Genomic DNA, 17,330 nt, shown 5'->3' with positions numbered 1-17,330 from the left:
CTCGCGCCGGACCGCGACCGTGCCGTGGACCTGCGCCGGTTCCACTGTCCCACCGTTCGCGGCCCGGCGTGCCGGTGGCCACGGGAGGCGCCGGGTCAGTCCGGTCGACACGGCTGCGGGGAGCGGACCTCCAGCCAGACCCGCTTCCCCGGGCCCGCCGGCTCACTGCCCCAGGCCCGGGCCAGCCGGTCGACCACCCTCAGTCCGTGGCCGCCGGGCTGGGAGGGCCGGCCGGCCAGGAGCAGCACCGGCGGGCGGGGGCTGCTGTCCGAGACCTCGACCCGCAGCACCGGGCCGGTACGGCGCAGCACCAGCTCGTTCGGCCCTCCGGCGTGCCGGCAGGCGTTGGTCACCAGCTCACTGGTCATCATCAGCACGTCCTCGGCCGCCATCCGCTGCTCGGCTCCGACGGCCGGCAGCCAGCCCCAGTCGTGCAGGACCTCCCGAGTGAACTCACGGCAGCGGTGGACGGCCCCCCGGGGGTCGGCCAGTACCAGCCTTCGGCTCTGCGAGCCCGGTGCCTGCCCCGCGGCGTCCGCCATCAGATACCCGCCGTCAGTCCCCGTCCGGCGCCGCGGTTACCTGCTCGACCGTGGCGAAGACCTGGAACACGTCCTGCGCGCCGGTGATCTCCAGCATCCGGGCGACGATCGGCGAGGGTCCGGTGAGGACGATCCGTCCGCCGGCCGCCTCGGCGGTCAGCCTGGCCCTGAGCAGCAGGTTGAGGCCGGTGGAGTCGCAGAAGGCGAGGCCCGAGCAGTCCACCACCAGCTGCTCCGGGGACTGCCGGAGTGCTTCGTCCAGCGCCTCGCGCAGCGGCCCGGCGCTGTCGTGGTCGAGTTCGCCCTCCAGGGTGAGCACGATCCCGTACACCCACGGCCGGGCGGAGACGGTCAATTCACCGGTTTCCGTCGGGTGTGCATCCATCGACTGCGCTCCTCCCGTGCCCCCGGGGCCACGCATTCTCACCATAGATCACCGTCCCGGGATCCCGCAGAGGCCGCTCGGCGGCGCGCTCAGTGCAGCCGGAGGCCGACCAGGCAGGTGTCGTCCTGGGGGTTGGGGGCACCGAGGCGGCGCAGTACGTGGTCGAGGCAGCCCTCCAGTTCCGCGGCTCGGTACTCCTCGACGGCTCTGAGCAGCCGGTCCAGGCCGCTGCCGAGGTCGTCTCCGCGCCGTTCGACCAGCCCGTCGGTGTAGAGCAGGACGGTCCTGCCGGGCGGCAGCGGCAGTTCGGCGCTCTGGTACCGCGCGGCGGGCGCCGCGCCGAGCACCAGCCCGTCGGGCAGGCCGAGCAGGCGGACGGACCCGTCCAGCGCCACCACCGGCGGCAGGTGTCCGGCGCGGGCCCAGGTGAGCGTGCGGACGGCGGGGTCGAGCAGTCCGCAGACCACGGTGGCGATGTACTCGCTGCGTTCATGGCAGAGCATGCCGTTGAGCCGGCGCAGCATCTCCTGGGGCGGGAGCCCGGTGTAGGCCATGCCGCGCAGTGCGTGGCGTAGTTGGGCCATTCCGGCGGCGGCGCGCAGTCCGTGGCCCGAGACGTCACCGACGACGACCAGGACGGCGCCGTTCGGGAGGGTGAGGACGTCGTACCAGTCGCCGCCGACCTTGCCCTCGCGTTCGGCGGGCAGGTAACGGACGGCGACTTCGAGGCCGGGTTCGTGCGGGCCGCGCGGTACGTCCATCAGGGCGTGCTGGAGTGCCTGGACGGCGCGGTGTTCGATCGCGGTCTTCCTTCGCTGTTCGGCGAGTTGGCTGCGGGTGCTGGTGAGGGCCTGCTCGGTGCGGCGCCAGGCCGTGACGTCCTGGACCACGCCGCGGACGGCCACCACCCCACCGGAAGCCGTGTCGGGCACCGTCTCGGCCATCGCCCGCAGGCTGCGACGGGTGTCACCGGCCCCGCTGCCGAGCCCGGCGAGCCGGAACTCGGCGGTCGCGGGACTCTGTCCGGCGAGCACCCGTGCGGCGGCCGCACGGACCTCGTCCCGGTCCTCGGGGGCGATCGCGGCGAGCACGATGCCCGGTTCGAGCCCCTCGGAGCCCTCGGGCAGCCGCAGCAGCCGCCGCAGCTCGGGCGAGCAGGCGATCCTGCCGGCACCGGCCTGCCAGCTCCAGGTGCCCAGCCGGGCGAGCCGCTGGGCCTGGGCGAGTTGGGTCTCCCGCCGCTCCTGCTCGTCGTGGGTGCGCCAGCTGACCAGGACACCGTCGAGGAAGGGCGTGGCGTTCAGCTTCATGCACGAGGCGTGCACCCTCCCGCCGACCACCTCGATGAACTGCTCGATCTGGCCCTCGTAGGGCGTGCCGGTGGCGGCCACGTCCAGCAGCTGCTGGAAGGTACCGGAGGCCACCATGCCCGGGTAGAGCTCGGTGACCCGGTGGCCGACGATGTCCTCGCCGGTGCGGTCGGCCATGTCGACGGTGGCCGCGTTGGCGTGTTCGACCCGCAGGTCGACCACCTTGCCGGTGGGCTCGCGGACGGCGGCGAGGATCAGCACGGGGTCGAGCAGCGCGTCCAGCACCGCACGGAACCAGGGCTCGGTGGCGGGCTCCAGCGGACCGAATCCCTCGGCGTCCGCGCTTACCACCCGCACCAGCTGCGCGGCGGTCAGCCGGGCGAGCGCGGAGAGGTAGCGGGTTGCGGCCGCATCGGGCCGGAAGTCCTCGGGCCAGCCGAGCTTCATCGCGCCGATCAGCCGCTGGCCGGAGCGCAGCGGCACCGCGCAGACGGTACGTCCGGGGATCAGGTCCTCGCCGGTGAGGTCGGGGTAGCGGACGGCGAACTCCTCCCGGCTGTGCACCCAGACGGTGGTGCCGAGCCGGGCCGCCTCGGTGAGCGGTACGGCGGTGCGCGGCGGGATCCGCTGCCACTGGCTCACCTGGTGGGCGGGCACGCCGTGGCTGCCCACCAGGCGCAGCGCGCCGTCCGGTTCGAGCAGTGCGAGGACGACCGCGGCTGCGCCGAGCGGGCTGAGCGCGTACTGGTGGAGCAGTCGGGCGAGGTCGTCGGGGCCGTCGGCGGAGGCGAGGGCGGAGGCAGCGAGGTGGTAGCGGGCGGCGAAGCCCTCGGCGGGCGGGGGTCCGTCGCTCGGCGGTTGCGGTCGCGCGGCACCGGTCGCGGGCGGGGGTACCGGTTCCGGACCTGGCGGGGACTCGGGCTCGGCTTCCGTGCCGGCGGCTTCGGGCGGGGCGGCGACGCCCAGCAGTTCGGCGGCCAGCTCGACCACCTTGCGGTTGCTGTCTCGTGAGCGCCGTACCAGTTCCTCGAAGGCCTGGTCAGGGGTGCAGGAGAGCCGTTGGGTGAGCAGGCCCTTGGCTTGTTCGATGACCCCTCTGGTGCGCATCGCGGCGCGCAGGCCGTCCACCTCGGCTCGCAACCGGTCCACCGTGGCCTGCAGAACGGCGCGATCGACCGAATCGTCACTCATCGGAAGCCTCCGGGTGCAAAACGCCGCAAAACGCCCTGCAAGTGCGGCACCAGAGTAGGCCGGATCACTCTGCGGAGACCAGCGCCGGTGCGGGCGGTCAGTCACCGGGCCGGTCGGGCGCGGCCAGCAGGGCGCTCACCAGAGTCGCCGCTCGACCACGGTGGCCTGGACGATCTTGCCCTGGGGCATCCGGAGGACGTGCACGCCCCGGCAGAGCCCGGTCACCACGACCAGCCCGTATCCCGCCGGAGGCGAGGCGGTGGCCAGCAGCTCCCGGCTGGTGTCCTCGACGGCCACCTCCACGGTGCCGTCAGCGGCGGGTGCGACCGTCAGCCGGCACGGCCCGGGCGCGTGCCGGCAGGCGTTGGAGACCAGTTCGGCGATCACGAGTAGAACGTCGCCCCGGGTCTCGTCCCGGAAGCGGGGTCCCGCTCCGGCCGCGAGCTCCGCGAAGAACTGCTCGGTCGCGTGGCGGGCCCTGCGGACCGATCCGACGCGCCCGTCCAGGTCGAGCGCGAGCACGGGCATCTGACACACACCACCTCACCCCGGCTCTGCCTGGTCTCCTGACGGTGTCCGCGCCTACCCCGGCCGCGGCCGGTCAACCGTCTGCTCGGCGGCCGGTTTCGCCGTTCTCGACCTGCGCCCTGAGCCGGGCGAGGGTGGCGCTCAGCACCCGGGAGACCTGCATTTGGGAGACCCCGATCCGCTCGGCGATCTCCGACTGCGTGTGATCGCCCCAGAAGCGCAGCAGCAGGACGGTGCGCTCGCGGTCGGTGAGCTGGCGGAGCAGCGGGCGGACGGCCTCCCGGAAGACCACCAGGTCCAGGTTCCGGTCGCAGTCGCCGAGCCGGTTGAGCAGGGCGCTGCCGGAGTCGTCGGTGCCGTCGTCGTGCAGGGCGTCCAGCGAGTCGCAGCGGTAGACACGTCCGGCGTCCAGGCCGGCGGCGACCTGCTCGCGGGTGAGGCCGAGGTCGTCGGCGAGCTCCTCGGGCGTGGGCAGCCTGCCGAGTCGCTGCTCCAGCCGGTCGGAGCCGCGGGCGGTCATCAGGTAGAGCTCCTGGACGCTGCGGGGAACGCGCAGCGGCCAGGACGTGTCGCGGAAGAACCGTTTGATCTCGCCGGTGATGGTGGGCAGGGCGTACGTGACGAACTCGACGCCGCGGTCCGGGTCGTAGCCGTCCACGGCCTTGATCAGGCCGATGGTACCGACCTGGAGGATGTCGTCCATCTCGGCGGCGCGATGGCGGAAGCCCGCCGCGACGAAACGGACCAGCGGCATGTTGAGCTCGATGATGGTGCCGCGGACGTAGCCGTAGGCGTGCGTCTCGGGCTCCAGCTCGGCGAGACGGCGGAACAGCGCGTCGCTGAGCTCGCGCGCCTCGCTCTTGCCCAGGCGGCGTATCTGCTCCGGTGTGGGCCGCTGTTCGGCATCGAGGACGGGCGCGGCCTCCTCCGGGACGGGGGCCGCGGTGTGCACGGCGGCACCGGCCGTCGCCGGGGCGGGCGGGGCCATGACGGTACGCAGGGCGGTAGGAGTGGACAACGGGGTCATCTCCCGGGTCGTCGGGCCCACACCGGTGCGCGTGTCGTCGCGACGAGGTACATGCCGACGGTACGTCTTCGCACGAGGTGCGGGGGTGGGAGACCGCTCGGCCCGGCTGCTTGAGGCCACGGTGTCCCGGCACGGCGGGCGTGCCGCTGGATCGACGGCGAGGAGTCGCCGGAACGGAGGCGGGCCACGGGCCCGGATCCCTCCGTGTGAACTTCCTACCCGCACCAGGCTCGGCGAACCCTCCCGCGCCGAGGCGGAGCCTTTGCGGAGCTCGGTTTCGACACCGGCTCGGCATACTGCCCGCCGCCGGGTAGGGCGTACGGCTCCTGCCGTTGTCGGGCCGCCCGGTGCCCTCACCGCGCGGCCCGGTTCCGCGCGGCGTCGAGCCGGGCCGGCGAGGAGCAGCGACCTCGCCGGCCCAATGCTCGCACCGTCCGGTCACCAGCGGTACCAGCGCCGGCGCTCACCGCCCGCGACGACGAACCCGAGCAGCCACAGGATGAAGACGGCGAGCGCGATCCACCACAGCAGGTGGAGGGCGAACCCGGCACCGGCCAGGATCACGGCCAGCAGCAGAACGACGATCAGCAGAACCATGGCTATCAACCTCCGCGCCCGCGCCTGCCCCGAATCCACGCGGCCATTCCTGCGGGACCGCCCTCCCGACGGCCCACCGCCGCCTGCGGGATTCGACCGGCGGAACCGGGGCAGACGCGCTCCATGGTCCACAGCACCGGGCCGTCCGCATGAGTCGCGCGAAGGAGGAAGGCCATGAGCAAGGTGCAGGAGTCGATCGACGTCGACGTCCCGCTGCACACGGCGTACAACCAGTGGACTCAGTTCGAGGAGTTCCCCCGCTTCATGGAGGGCGTCAAGGAGGTACGACAGCTGGACGACCGCCACAACCACTGGCGGACCTCCATCGCCGGGGTCGACCGGGAGTTCGACACCGAGATCGTCGACCAGCTGCCCGACGAGCGGGTGGCGTGGCGGACGGTCGGGGGCGATGTCAAGCAGATGGGCGTGGTGACGTTCCAGCCGCTGGACGAGGGTCACACCCGGGTCAGGCTCGCCATGAACGTCGAACCGGAGGGCATGGTCGAGAAGGCCGCCGACATGCTCGGCATGCTCGACCGCCGGGTCAGGGGCGATCTGCGCCGCTTCAAGGGCTTCGTCGAGTCCCGCGGCGAGGAGACCGGCGCCTGGCGCGGCCGGGTCTCGCCCGGCTGAGGCAGGCGGCCGAGCCGCTTCCCGACCCCAGGGGGCTACGGCAGCCGACCCGGGCAGGGCCGGACGAGCTGCCGGGAGACGGGCGGTCAGGACCCTTGGCGGGTACGCCCGTCCGTCCCTGTTCCTGGTTCCTGCTCCGCCCCGTCGTTCCTGGTTCCTGCTCCGCCCCGTCGAGGACGACGTCGAAGACGGATGACCTGAACGGCAGCGAGCGCATGCCGGCGGCGGCTGCCGGGAGTCCGGCGCCGCGGGCGGCCGGAGGCGGTCCGTTCAGGGCCCTTCCAGCCCGGCTCGGCCTGCCCTGCGGACGCCGTCTCCGCTGTCGGACCACACGGTGAAACGGCCGCCGCCGTAGCGGGCGTCGGGGTCTGCGGGGTCGAGCGGTCCGTGGGCCGCCAGCACGGCGTCCGCGTACCGCTCGGCGTCGCCCTGCAGCCGGTAGTCGAGGCGGCGGGCCGCGCCGAGGTCCCACCAGGCCCGGGAGTTGGCCGAGATGCCGTACACGATCTCGAACCCGAGGTCGGGGGTGCGCAGCAGGGCGTCGATCCGTCCCGCGGCGCCGGTGAGCAGGATCTCCACGACGGCTCCCTCCCGGTCCGGATCGCCACTGCAGTGCCCGGGGTGCGAGGAGTGGCGGTGCGGACGCGGCGGCGTTCCGTCCGGCCTGGTGCATCGCCGTCTGGCGGCCGCTCCGTGCACGGTGACGGCTCGTCGTGCCAGGAGCGGGCGGGCCTGTTCGCCGGGCGGCTGCTTCTCTGTCAGTGGCGGCTGCGCGGATGCTCCAGGGACATGCGCCCGGCGGCGTCCGCTGTGGCGGCGAGCCGGCACGGTGGTGGACCACAGGCGGTCACCTCGCCGGTCCGCCTCGATCAAGCCATAGAGTCACCCTATGCATCCATCAGCGATCGGCTTCTACCACGACTGGATCGCCGAAGCCAGTGTGGAGGCATGACAGCTCACATCGTGGACGCTCCGGACGCCGAAGCGGCCCCGTCCCACCCGTCGCCGGTGCCCCGATCGGCCGGCCCGTTCTCCCGAGTCCCCGGTCTGGCCCTCGCAGTGGGCATCGCCGCGGTCGCCACCTTCGCGGGAGGGCTGGTGCCGCTGGTCGGTGGGCCGGTGAGCGGGATCCTCATCGGCATCGCGGTCGCCGCCGTCATCAGGCCCGGCGCGAGGCTGCGCCCGGGGATCACCACCGCGAGCAAGTTCGTGCTGCAACTGTCGGTCGTCCTCCTCGGCGCCCAGCTGTCTCTGGCCCAGATCCTCCGTGTCGGGCTGGGGTCACTGCCGGTGATGGTCGGGTCGCTGGCGGCCTGTCTCACGGCCGCGTACTTCATCGGCCGCCGGCTGGGCGTCGTGGGCGACCTCCGCACCCTGATCGGCGTGGGCACCGGCATCTGCGGCGCCTCCGCCATCGCCGCCGTCACGCCGGTGATCGGCGCCGCCGGCGCCGAGGTCGCCTACGCGGTCTCCACCATCTTCCTGTTCAACATCGCCGCCGTCCTCACCTTCCCTGCGCTGGGCCACCTGCTGGGACTCAGCCAGCACGCCTTCGGCCTGTTCGCCGGAACCGCCGTCAACGACATGTCCTCGGTGGTCGCCGCCGCCACCACGTACGGCCCGGCGGCCACCGACTACGCCGTCGTCGTCAAGCTGACCCGGACCCTGCTGATCATCCCGATCTGCCTCGGACTCGCCGCGCTGGCCGCTCGCGGGCGGCGCGGGGCCACCCCGGGTTCGCGGGTCCGCCCGTGGAGACTGGTGCCGTGGTTCCTCGTCGGCTTCCTGCTGGTGGCCGCCGCCAACACCGCCGGCCTGGTTCCGTCCCACGCGCACCACGCCCTCAGCCAGATCTCGGTCTTCCTCATCACCATGGCGCTGTCCGCGATCGGACTGTCCACCGACCTGCCCGGGCTGCGCCGGGCCGGTCCGCGTCCGCTCCTGCTGGGCGGCTGCCTGTGGGTGACCGTCTCGCTGACCAGCCTCGCTCTGCAGGCCGTGACCGGCACCGGATGAGGGACTGCGGTACCTCCGACCGCTGCGGACGACGGACACTGGTGAGGGGCAGGTAGTGGCGGAGGTCCCGGTCAGGAGGTGGGGTCGCGTGCTGCTGGACACCTTCGGGCGGCAGGCCGTCGATCTGCGCGTGTCGCTGACCGACCGCTGCGACCTGAGGTGCACCTACTGCATGCCCGAGCAGGGCATGACCTGGCTGGCGAAGCCCACGCTGCTGACCGACGAGGAGGTGGTCCGGCTGGTCCGGATCGCCGTCACCCTGCTGGGTGTACGGGAGGTGCGGTTCACGGGCGGCGAGCCGCTGCTGCGGCCCGGTCTGGTCGGCATCCTCACCGCGTGTGCCCGCCTCCAGCCTCGGCCGGAGCTTTCGCTCACCACCAACGGCATCGGCCTCGCCCGTACCGCCGCGGCACTGCGCGGGGCGGGCCTGGACCGGGTCAACGTCTCGCTGGACACCCTCGACCCGCGGACCTTCCAGCGGCTCTCCCGGCGGGACCGCCACCACGACGTGCTCGCCGGCTTGACGGCCGCCCGGGCGGCAGGCCTCTCACCCATCAAGGTGAACACCGTACTGATGCGCGGAATCAACGACCACGAGGCACCCGACCTGCTCGCCTGGTGCCTTGAGCGGGGCTACGAGCTGCGCTTCATCGAGCAGATGCCGCTGGACCCGCAGCACGGCTGGGACCGCAGCACGATGGTCACCGCGGCGGAGATCCTCGACCGGCTGAGCACGCGGTTCACGGTCACCCCGGAGCCGGCGGGGCGGCGCGGCTCCGCACCGGCCGAGAGGTGGATCGTCGACGGCGGGCCGGCCCGGGTCGGTGTGATCGCCAGCGTCACCCAGCCGTTCTGCCGTGCCTGCGACCGTACCCGGCTCACTGCGGACGGCCAGGTCCGCAACTGCCTGTTCGCCACCGGGGAGACGGACTTGCGCACCGCCCTGCGCGAGGGCGGCGACGACCCGCGCACGGACGCGCGGATCGCCGAGCTGTGGCGGGCGGCCATGTGGGGCAAGAAGGCCGGCGGCGGGATCGGTGATCCGGACTTCCACCAGCCGGAACGGCCGATGTCCGCCATCGGCGGCTGAGGCGGGCGCCCTGCCCTGGCCGGGCGGCCGGCTCGACGTCGTACGATCCGCCCCCGACGCGGTATCACGCGCACGATCACCCTGGCCACTCGCCACACGAGTCGCACGTTCCGCTCCTGACCGCGCGATATAAAGGGCGGCATGGGACATGACGCGCAGACCGAGCCGAGTCGGCCCATTGGCGGACAGGACGGCCTGTCCCGCGACACGACCGAGGTCGTCTCGGCGGTCATGACCGCATCGCGGCTCTTCGTGGCCCTGTCGGCTCGTGCGGTCGCCGGGGTCGACGCGCCACTCAGCCTGCCGCAGCTGCGGGCCCTGGTCGTCCTGCAGAACCAGGGGCCGATCAAACTCGCCGTTCTCGCAGGCGCGTTGGCGGTGAACCCGTCCACGGCCATGCGCACGGTCGACAAGCTGGAGGGACTGCGGCTGGTCGATCGCCAGACCAACCCGGTCAACCGGCGCGAGGTCGTCCTGCGTCTGACCCCGCAGGGCGACCGCCTGGTGGACCAGGTCCTCACCCACCGGCACCGCGAGATCGCCAAGATCGTCGCACGCCTGTCGCCCGACCAGCGATCGACGCTGGTCCAGGCCCTGCACACGCTGGTCACCGCCGCGGACGAGCCCGCCCTGGAGCCCTTCCTCGACATGCCGAACGGCATCGCGGGCACCTGAAGGCGACTGAGGCGGCAGCCCTCCATGCGCGGCCGGGCAGACCCGCCACACATCGCCCCCGAGCGGTCCACGCAGATCGGCGCGAGGGGTGTGACCCGATCCGCCGCGACGCGCCGCACAGGTCAGGCCGGCTCCGGCGGCCGGCCGCGCGTTTCGGCGCGCCGCGCGGGCACGCGCGGTCCCGGCGCGGTCAGCCGGCCTGGCCCCGCGCCCCGATCCCGTCACACAGCACGGACATCACCCGGCCGGCCATGCCCTCGTCCCCCTCCGCCCGATAGGTGGCCAGGAACACGGCCCGCAGCAGGGCCATCAGATCGGTGATACCGAGATCCGGGCGGACCGCGCCGGCGTTCTGCGCACGGACCAGCAACTCGGCGATCGCTTCCCGTAGTTCGCGGTTCACCTCGACCAGGTTCGCGGTGACGTCGATACCGGCCCCGGCCAGCGCGTCGATCAGGTCCTTCTTCGCGGAGCCCTCCCGGGTCAGCATGGCCACGAAGTCGAAGAACGCCCCGCCGGGATCTTCGGCCGTGGCCAGCTCCCGTGCCCGGTCGACCAGGCCCTGGAGGCGATGGAGGATCACCGCGTCGAACAACGCCTCCTTCGTCGGGAAGTGCCGGTACACCGTCCCGGCGCCGACCCCGGCACGGCAGGCGATCTCGTCCAGCGGGACCGACAGGCCCTCGGAGGCGAAGGCGGCCTGCGCCGCCTCCAGCACCCGTGCCCGGTTGCGCCGGGCGTCGGCTCTCATCGGGGGTGACAACTTGGCGTTCAATCCGTGGTCCTCCTTCGGGACGGCTGATCGAGCACAGTCCTCCCACGGCGATCGCCGCAGCCGGCCGGGCCGGCCAAGCCCGTCCAGCGAGCTGCCCCGCCCGGCCCGACGCTCCCCCACCTGATCAGCGCGGTCCGTCAACCAGCAGGATGGAGCTGCGGCGTTGAGGACCTCCGGCCGGCGGCGGCGAACCCGGCGCCACGGCCGGTGCCGCTCCCGCGATCTCCGTTCACGGGAGGGGCGCCCGGAGCGCGTCAGGTCTGCAGGATGTTGTTCCGGCCGTCGTGGCCGTCCGCCCCCTGGTCGTCGAACCAGTAGTCCCCATGCGCGAGGTAGCGGAAGGCGTGCCGCTCACCCGGCGACATCGCGACGGTGACCGCCCGGGTGCCGTCCGGACGCATACCGAAGGTGTGGATGCCTGGCGTCCAGTCGTTGAAATCGCCAACCACGCTCGTTTCCCCGGCGGGATGGTCGGCGGGCAGTACGAAGGTCACCTCAGCCAGATTCTTGCTCCGAACACGCTCCAGCATGGGACATCTACTCCTTCAGGGATGGCGTGTGAATGGGAATGGTGCGATTGCGCCGATCCTCGCCCCGCACACTCGTCGGCAGCGCGCCGCGATACGCCGCCCGCACCGGACCGTCACCCGATCGGGCGAGGCCCGGGTGATCGTGCGCTCGGGGTCCGCTGCGTGCTCTCCGCGGCCCGGACCCCCGTTGGGGCGGCGGAGCGGCGCTAAGCGCGTCACGCTGGACATGACGGTCGGATGCTCGCCTGCGGGCCGGAAACCCGGAGAGGGATGGCCGTGATGGACGAAACGGTGACGGCGTTCGGGGAGAGCCCCGATGACCCGTTCGCGCTGCACCACGGCGCCACTGCGGCGCTGGACCGGACTGGCAAGGTCTCCGGCTGGAGCAAGCGGGCGCAGCAGCTGCTGGGCTACCGGCCGCAGGAGGTCATCGGCCGGGCCGCGGCCGAGCTGCTCGTCGGCCCGGACGACCAGAAGTGGATCACGCAGGCGGCGCTCTCCTGCGAGCGGATGACCGGCTGGTTCGGGGTGCTGCCCATTCGTCACCGTGACGGCAGCCGCGTGATGCTGGGCATCCGCGCTCGGTGTGTGCTGCGTGCCGAAGTGGGCTGCGAATGGTTTCTGGTCGGCGCACCGGCGGAGGAGGTGATCCGGTGGGAGACCGACCGGGCGGTCCTGGACGGCCTGTTCCAGCGGTCTCCGATCGGGTTCGCCAGCCACGCCCCCGATCTGCGCGTCCTGCGGATAAACCGGGCTCTCGCCCACGTCGGCGGCCTGCCGACCGCGGAGGCGGCCAAAGGGCACCGCATCTCCGACTTCCTCGTCGCGGCGGACGCCCGCACCGTGGAGGCGGGTCTGAAGCGCGTCCTGGAGACCGGCAAGCCGATGATCTTCACCGAGCAATCGTGCAGGCTACGCGGAGAACCCACCCAGGAGCGGTACGTGTCCGTCTCGGCGTTCCGCATGGAGGACTCCACCGGGGCCGTTCTCGGGGTCGCGCAGCTGGTGGAGGACGTCACCGCTCGGCACCGGGCGCAGCGCCGGCTGGCTCTGCTGAACGAGGCCAGTGTCCGCATCGGCACCACCCTGGACGTCACCACGACGGCCAGGGAGCTGTCCGAGGTCGCCGTCCCCAGCCTCGCCGACTGCATCACCGTGGACCTGCTGGAATCCGTGGCCCGCGGCGGCGAGCCGGCGCCGTTCGCCCTCGGACCGGTGCTGCGGGTGGCCATCAAGACCGTCGTCCCGCAGAGCGAGCGGTTCCTCGTCCCGATCGGCGAGTCGATCCGGTTCACCCCGGACACCCCTCAGGGCCGGTGCCTGGCCGAGCTCCAACCGGTCCTCGAACGGGACGTCGACCTCTTCCTCTCCGCGCCCCTCATCGGCACGCACTGGGTCGAACGTGCGCGCAACCTGGGGATCCGCTCGCTGATGGCGGTGCCGCTGGTGGCCCGGGGCCTGGTGCTGGGCGTGATCAGCCTCAGCCGCACCCAGCAGGTCGAGCCGTTCGAGGCGGACGACCTCGTGCTGGCCAGTGAGTTCGCGGCCCGCGCCGCCGTCTGCATCGACAACGCACGCCGGTTCACCCAGCAGCACGAGGCGGCCCTCGCGCTGCAGCACAGGATGCTGCCGAGCGTGCTGCCCGGCCATCCCGCGGTCGAGGTCGCGCACCGCTACCTCTCCGCCGACTCGGTCACCGGGGTGGGCGGCGACTGGTTCGACGTCATTCCGCTCTCCGGTGCCCGGGTCGCCCTGATCGTCGGTGACGTGGTCGGCCACGGCATCCACGCCGCAGCCACCATGGGCCGCCTCCGTACCGCGGTCCAGACCCTCGCCGATCTCGACCTCGAACCGGACGAGGCGCTCACGCACCTGGACGACCTCGTCGACCGCCTGGCCAGCGAACAGGAGGAGGCCTCAGCCCCGGGCTCCCCGCAGGAGAACCTGATCGGCGCCACCTGCCTCTACGCCGTCTACGACCCGGTGACCAAGCGCTGCACCCTCGCCCGGGCCGGCCATCCGCCGCCCGTCGTGGTGACGCCGTCCGGCACCGCCAGCCTGGTGGACCTTCCCACCGGCCCTCCGCTCGGCCTCGGCGGGCTGCCCTTCGAGACGGCGGAGCTGGTCCTGGCCGAGGGCTCCACGATCGCCCTGTACACCAACGGCCTCATCGAGGCGGCCGACCAGGATCTCGACGAGACCCTCGACCGGCTGTGCCGGACGCTGAGCGCCCCGCACGGCTCGCTCCAGGAGACCGCCACGGCCGTCGTCACCGCCCTGCTGGCCCCGCCCCTCGTCGACGACACCACCCTGCTGATCGCGCGGACCCGAGCACTCGCCGACGACCAGGTCGCGGTCTGGCAGCTGGCGCCGGAGCCCCAGGCGGCCGCCCTGGCCAGATCACTGGTCATCAAGCAGCTGAACTCCTGGGGGCTGGACGAAATGGCGTTCACCACGGAGCTGATCGCCACTGAACTCGTCACCAACGCCTACCGCTACAGCAACGGCCCGATCGAGCTGCGGCTCATCCTCGACCGCACCCTGATGTGCGAGGTCTCCGACGGCAGTACCACCGCGCCCCACCTGCGCCGGGCCCGGATCACCGACGAGGGAGGCCGCGGTCTCTTCCTGGTCGCGCAGCTCACGCAACGGTGGGGCGCCCGCTACACGCACGAGGGCAAGACCGTCTGGACCGAGCAGCTGCTCCACTCCTGAGCAGCGCGGGGCCGGACACCGGTCCTCACCGGGTCGACGCGGTGCGGCGGCCGTGAGCGGGCGTTGCCGCGGCTGCTCCTCGGGGGGCTGGTCAGACGCCGTCGGCCCCCAGCAGCCCGGTCAGTACGCGGGTGATGATGCGGTCGAAGATCCGGTCAGCGGGTTCGGGCCCGGCGGCCGGGGCCGCCTGGGCCAGGGCGGCGGTCAGGTAGGGGTGGCGGCCGGAGGCGACCACGTCGGCCAGGTACTCCTGCTGCGCCTGCTGCCACTGCGGCGCGGTCTGCCCGGGGAGCTGCCGGGTGATCTCGGCCCGGCTGAGCGAGGCGACCACGGAGTTCATGACGCTGACGGCTTCGAGCCTGGTCCGCCAGGTGGCCGGGTGGTCGGCGAGCGCGGCCAGGGCGTGTTCGAGGTAGCCGACCGCCTCGGGCCCTAGCGGGCTTCTCGAGGCGAGCGCGTCCAGCAGCCACGGGTGGCGCAGATAGGTGCCTCTGCCCTGGCGGGCGAGGGCGAGCAGGTCGTCGAGCCAGCGCCCGGTTCCGAGGCCGTCGTAGCACATCTCGCCGTTGACCTGATCGATCATCAACTCGAGCAGCTCGTCACGGGTGGTCACATAGCGGTACAGGGAGGCGGGAGCCGATCCCAGGGACTGCGCCACCGCCCGCATGGTGACGGCCGCGAGGCCGTGGGTGTCGGCCAGGGCGACGCCGGCCGCGGCGAGGCGGTCGCGGTCGAAGGTCGGTGCCGGTCCCCGCCCGGAGCGTTCGGGGCGCAGCCAGATGCTGGTGGTGGGCTGGTCGGTCACGGGCCCCTCCTTTTCCGCGAACGTCGTATGCAGTACCTTAGTGGACATCAGAACTGCGAACATCGATCGCAGTAAGTCGCCGTACGGAAGGGGAGGCCGTCATGGTCGAGGCACGACCGGGGTTGACATGGTCCGGGACCCGGTACGCACACAACGGATCCGTGGATGTCGCCTACGACGCGTTGGGGGGTTCGCGCGGCGCGCCCCTGCTGCTGGTGATGGGGCTGGCCACCGCCCGGTTCTGGTGGCCGGACGGCCTGTGCGAGGCGTTCGCCGACGCCGGGTTCGCCGTGGCCCGCTACGACCAGCGCGACGCGGGCGAATCCACCCGGATGCCCGACACCGCCACCACCAACCCGTTCAAGGCGCTGTTCGGCAGGCGCGGCGACGCCTACACCTCCGAGGACATGACCGACGACGCCGTCGCGGTGCTGGATGCGCTCGGCTGGGACCGGGCGCACGTCTTCGGCCACTCCCTGGGCGGAGTGATCGCCCAGCGACTCGCCCTTCGCCACCCCGACCGGGTGCTCAGCGTGACGTCCTCGGCGGCGCTACCCAGCGACGTCTCCGGTTTGAGGGTGCTGCGCTACCTGCGGTTCGGCCTGCCCGCCAGGCTCGCGCGCGCCAGGTTCCCCGAGGGGCGCGAGGGCGACATCGAAGCGTCCCTGGCGGTCTGGCGCGGTATCGCCTCCCCCGGCTACCCCTTCGACGAGGCGGCCGCCCGGGCCTGGGTCGAGGCCCAGGTGGACAGCGGCCCGCGCGACACCAGGGCACAGAGCCGCCAGATCGGCGCGCAGTGGCACGGTCCGCCGCTGCGCGAGCTGCGCCGGCCCACCCTCGTCCTGCACGGGGAACAGGATCCGCTCCTGCGGGTCGCCGCGGCCCGCGCCACCGCCCGCGCCATCGCCGGGGCCCGTCTGGTGACCTTCCCCGGCGTCGGTCACGACCTGCCCGCGGCCCTCTGGCGGGCCGTCGCCCGCGAGGTGGGCGATCTGGCCGCGTCGGAGTGACAACCCCCCTCCGACGACGGGCTGTTGCCACTCTTGCGCGTCGCCACCGCCCGCGCTGTCGCCGGGGCCCGCCTGATGACCTTCCCCAGCGGTGGGGGAACGGGCGGCGGGAACGGGCGGTGGGGCCTGGCGGATTGCGAGCGGGAATGCGGGGTAGGCGCGCCGTGCGGCAGCAGGAGAGGAGCGTGAGACATGCCCCGAGGATCAAGCCCCAAGCGGGAACGCCAGTATGAGCACATCAAGGAGGGCCTGCTCGATCGCGGCCGGGACGAGGAGACCGCGGAGGAGATCGCGGCCCGCACCGTCAACAAGGAACGCGCCCGGCACGGCGAGTCCAGGACTGCCAGCCGCACCTCGATCGAGGACATCTCCTCCGGCCGCCGCGGCGGCCTGCGCTCGCGCAGCGGAGCCCGGGGCCCCACGTACGACCAGCTGTACAACGAGGCCAGGCAGCGCGGCGTCAAGGGCCGCTCCAAGATGAACAAGAAGCAGCTCGCGAACGCTCTCGGCCGCTAGGAGGAGCGCGATGGCCTCCATACCCGTACCGCCGGACCCCGATGTCGCGCCCGCGCCACCGCCTCCGCCCGCCCCGCCTGAGCCACCCGCCCCGCCGGTGCCGCCCGACCCGCCGAAACCACCCGGCTCTCCGGTGCCGCCGGAGCCGACAGGGCCCGGAGAGGAGCCGGGAGAGCCGGGCGGGGAGCCCGAGCCCCCGCCGGATCCGGTACATCCCCGCCCGGAGGAACCGCCCGACTGAACGCCGCCCGACCATCGTGAACGCCTCGCACGACCGCAGAGCGAGGCGTTCATGACGGCCGGGCGGTCTGTCGTCGGCACCGGCCGGCACCTGGTCGAGGCCGAACAAGTCAGCGTCGCCCAGGGCGAGTTCGCGATCGCGGAACCCGGGGCGGCGCGGAGCGGATCAGGCGCGGTGCTTGGGCAGGGGCGGCGGACCGTAGGCCTGGGCGAGGGCCTCGCGGACGGCCAGGCGGCCCGCCATGTGGAACGACCGGTCGTGGGAGTCGACATCGTGCACCCGGACGCTCCGCAGCACGACGGCCACCGCCACGGCGAAACCGTCTCCCTGGTCGGCCAGTTCCTCGCGCATACCGGCGGCCAGGGCCGCGTGGAACCCGGGCAGCTGCTCCCGGCAGGAGCCCTCCGTCACATCGGCGCTGTCGGCCGCCTCGAACGCGAAACCCTCCTCCCAGGGCTCGAAGTCCACGGTGACGTCCGCGAAGTCGGAGGGGCAGCCGGCCTGGCGGGCATACCGCGCCCGGACACCTCGGATCGGACGGGGCGGGAAGACCCTGGGCTCGGATTCCATGCGCCGAAGGTAGCCCACCGCACGGACACCCGACGCGGCGATCGCCGCTCCCGCCGACGTGGGACGGAGGCTGCGACGGTGTCGCCCAGAGCCTCACGATGTCCGAAACCCGTTCTCTCCCAAGCGAGTTGGTTCTCATAGCCCTAAGGCCTCCTTACTCTTCGTCTCCCACAT

The 17,330-nt window shown here is 72.8% G+C and carries 18 protein-coding genes; 7 read left to right on the top strand and 11 right to left on the bottom strand.

Translation table 11 applies throughout. From position 1 onward, the window contains the following. Positions 1 to 95: 95 nt before the first annotated feature. The 6 genes from ACWDAK_RS12085 to ACWDAK_RS12060 all read right to left on the bottom strand — a co-directional run bounded on the left by ACWDAK_RS12085 (position 96) and on the right by ACWDAK_RS12060 (position 5,580). Positions 96 to 542 carry an ATP-binding protein gene (locus ACWDAK_RS12085; protein ID WP_344637483.1) on the bottom strand — a complete coding sequence of 149 codons (447 nt, stop codon included), beginning with the start codon at positions 540 to 542 and terminating at the stop codon, positions 96 to 98. Positions 543 to 555: 13 nt separating this feature from the next. Continuing rightward, positions 556 to 927: an STAS domain-containing protein gene (locus tag ACWDAK_RS12080; protein ID WP_344637484.1), complete on the bottom strand. Its 372-nt coding sequence runs from the start codon at positions 925 to 927 to the stop codon at positions 556 to 558. 89 nt (positions 928 to 1,016) lie between these two features. Continuing rightward, positions 1,017 to 3,428, bottom strand: coding sequence for a SpoIIE family protein phosphatase (locus tag ACWDAK_RS12075; protein WP_427394255.1), 2,412 nt, complete (start codon positions 3,426 to 3,428; stop codon positions 1,017 to 1,019). Between the two features lie 135 nt (positions 3,429 to 3,563). Next, entirely contained in the window at positions 3,564 to 3,956 is a 393-nt protein-coding gene (locus tag ACWDAK_RS12070; RefSeq protein WP_344637486.1) for an ATP-binding protein, read from the bottom strand. 73 nt (positions 3,957 to 4,029) lie between these two features. Continuing rightward, a complete protein-coding gene (locus tag ACWDAK_RS12065; RefSeq protein WP_427394254.1) occupies positions 4,030 to 4,983 on the bottom strand; it encodes a SigB/SigF/SigG family RNA polymerase sigma factor in 954 nt (317 codons plus the stop codon). A gap of 438 nt (positions 4,984 to 5,421) precedes the next feature. Beyond that, the gene (locus tag ACWDAK_RS12060; RefSeq protein WP_344637488.1) at positions 5,422 to 5,580 is read right to left on the bottom strand and encodes a hydrophobic protein; all 159 of its coding nucleotides are present in this window, start codon (positions 5,578 to 5,580) and stop codon (positions 5,422 to 5,424) included. 174 nt (positions 5,581 to 5,754) lie between these two features. Here ACWDAK_RS12060 and ACWDAK_RS12055 point away from each other — a divergent pair, with 174 nt between their 5' ends. Then, positions 5,755 to 6,213, top strand: coding sequence for an SRPBCC family protein (locus ACWDAK_RS12055; RefSeq protein WP_344637489.1), 459 nt, complete (start codon positions 5,755 to 5,757; stop codon positions 6,211 to 6,213). 270 nt (positions 6,214 to 6,483) lie between these two features. On the opposite strand, the gene ACWDAK_RS12050 is transcribed toward ACWDAK_RS12055, so the two are convergent. Then, a complete protein-coding gene (locus ACWDAK_RS12050) occupies positions 6,484 to 6,792 on the bottom strand; it encodes a hypothetical protein (RefSeq protein WP_344637490.1) in 309 nt (102 codons plus the stop codon). Between the two features lie 369 nt (positions 6,793 to 7,161). On the opposite strand from ACWDAK_RS12050, the gene ACWDAK_RS12045 reads away from it, so the two are divergent. From ACWDAK_RS12045 to ACWDAK_RS12035, 3 genes are all read left to right on the top strand, one after another. Further along, positions 7,162 to 8,229: a YeiH family protein gene (locus ACWDAK_RS12045; RefSeq protein ID WP_344637491.1), complete on the top strand. Its 1,068-nt coding sequence runs from the start codon at positions 7,162 to 7,164 to the stop codon at positions 8,227 to 8,229. Positions 8,230 to 8,317: 88 nt separating this feature from the next. Beyond that, positions 8,318 to 9,319, top strand: coding sequence for a GTP 3',8-cyclase MoaA (gene moaA, locus ACWDAK_RS12040; protein ID WP_427394253.1), 1,002 nt, complete (start codon positions 8,318 to 8,320; stop codon positions 9,317 to 9,319). A 141-nt stretch (positions 9,320 to 9,460) separates the two neighbouring features. Continuing rightward, the gene (locus ACWDAK_RS12035) at positions 9,461 to 9,994 is read left to right on the top strand and encodes a MarR family winged helix-turn-helix transcriptional regulator (RefSeq protein ID WP_427394252.1); all 534 of its coding nucleotides are present in this window, start codon (positions 9,461 to 9,463) and stop codon (positions 9,992 to 9,994) included. A gap of 190 nt (positions 9,995 to 10,184) precedes the next feature. On the opposite strand, the gene ACWDAK_RS12030 is transcribed toward ACWDAK_RS12035, so the two are convergent. Continuing rightward, positions 10,185 to 10,769, bottom strand: coding sequence for a TetR/AcrR family transcriptional regulator (locus tag ACWDAK_RS12030; RefSeq protein ID WP_427394251.1), 585 nt, complete (start codon positions 10,767 to 10,769; stop codon positions 10,185 to 10,187). Positions 10,770 to 11,023: 254 nt separating this feature from the next. Further along, positions 11,024 to 11,299: an isoamylase early set domain-containing protein gene (locus tag ACWDAK_RS12025; RefSeq protein WP_344637494.1), complete on the bottom strand. Its 276-nt coding sequence runs from the start codon at positions 11,297 to 11,299 to the stop codon at positions 11,024 to 11,026. Positions 11,300 to 11,578: 279 nt separating this feature from the next. Here ACWDAK_RS12025 and ACWDAK_RS12020 point away from each other — a divergent pair, with 279 nt between their 5' ends. Beyond that, positions 11,579 to 14,014, top strand: a complete 2,436-nt coding sequence (locus tag ACWDAK_RS12020; RefSeq protein WP_427394250.1) for a SpoIIE family protein phosphatase — start codon at positions 11,579 to 11,581, stop codon at positions 14,012 to 14,014. A 91-nt stretch (positions 14,015 to 14,105) separates the two neighbouring features. Here ACWDAK_RS12020 and ACWDAK_RS12015 read toward each other — a convergent pair whose 3' ends face one another. Then, a complete protein-coding gene (locus ACWDAK_RS12015) occupies positions 14,106 to 14,819 on the bottom strand; it encodes a TetR/AcrR family transcriptional regulator (protein ID WP_427394249.1) in 714 nt (237 codons plus the stop codon). A gap of 122 nt (positions 14,820 to 14,941) precedes the next feature. Here ACWDAK_RS12015 and ACWDAK_RS12010 point away from each other — a divergent pair, with 122 nt between their 5' ends. Both ACWDAK_RS12010 and ACWDAK_RS12005 read left to right on the top strand, forming a co-directional pair. Continuing rightward, positions 14,942 to 15,829, top strand: a complete 888-nt coding sequence (locus ACWDAK_RS12010; RefSeq protein ID WP_427394274.1) for an alpha/beta fold hydrolase — start codon at positions 14,942 to 14,944, stop codon at positions 15,827 to 15,829. Positions 15,830 to 16,021: 192 nt separating this feature from the next. Next, positions 16,022 to 16,345, top strand: a complete 324-nt coding sequence (locus ACWDAK_RS12005) for a plasmid stabilization protein (RefSeq protein WP_344637497.1) — start codon at positions 16,022 to 16,024, stop codon at positions 16,343 to 16,345. Positions 16,346 to 16,751: 406 nt separating this feature from the next. On the opposite strand, the gene ACWDAK_RS12000 is transcribed toward ACWDAK_RS12005, so the two are convergent. Next, positions 16,752 to 17,156, bottom strand: a complete 405-nt coding sequence (locus ACWDAK_RS12000) for a hypothetical protein (RefSeq protein WP_344637498.1) — start codon at positions 17,154 to 17,156, stop codon at positions 16,752 to 16,754. Between the last annotated feature and the right edge of the window lie 174 nt (positions 17,157 to 17,330).

The sequence above is a fragment of the Kitasatospora sp. NPDC001175 genome (assembly GCF_053598215.1).
Note: the sequence above shows the minus strand (reverse complement) of the source record. Positions and strands in the feature narration are given on the sequence as shown.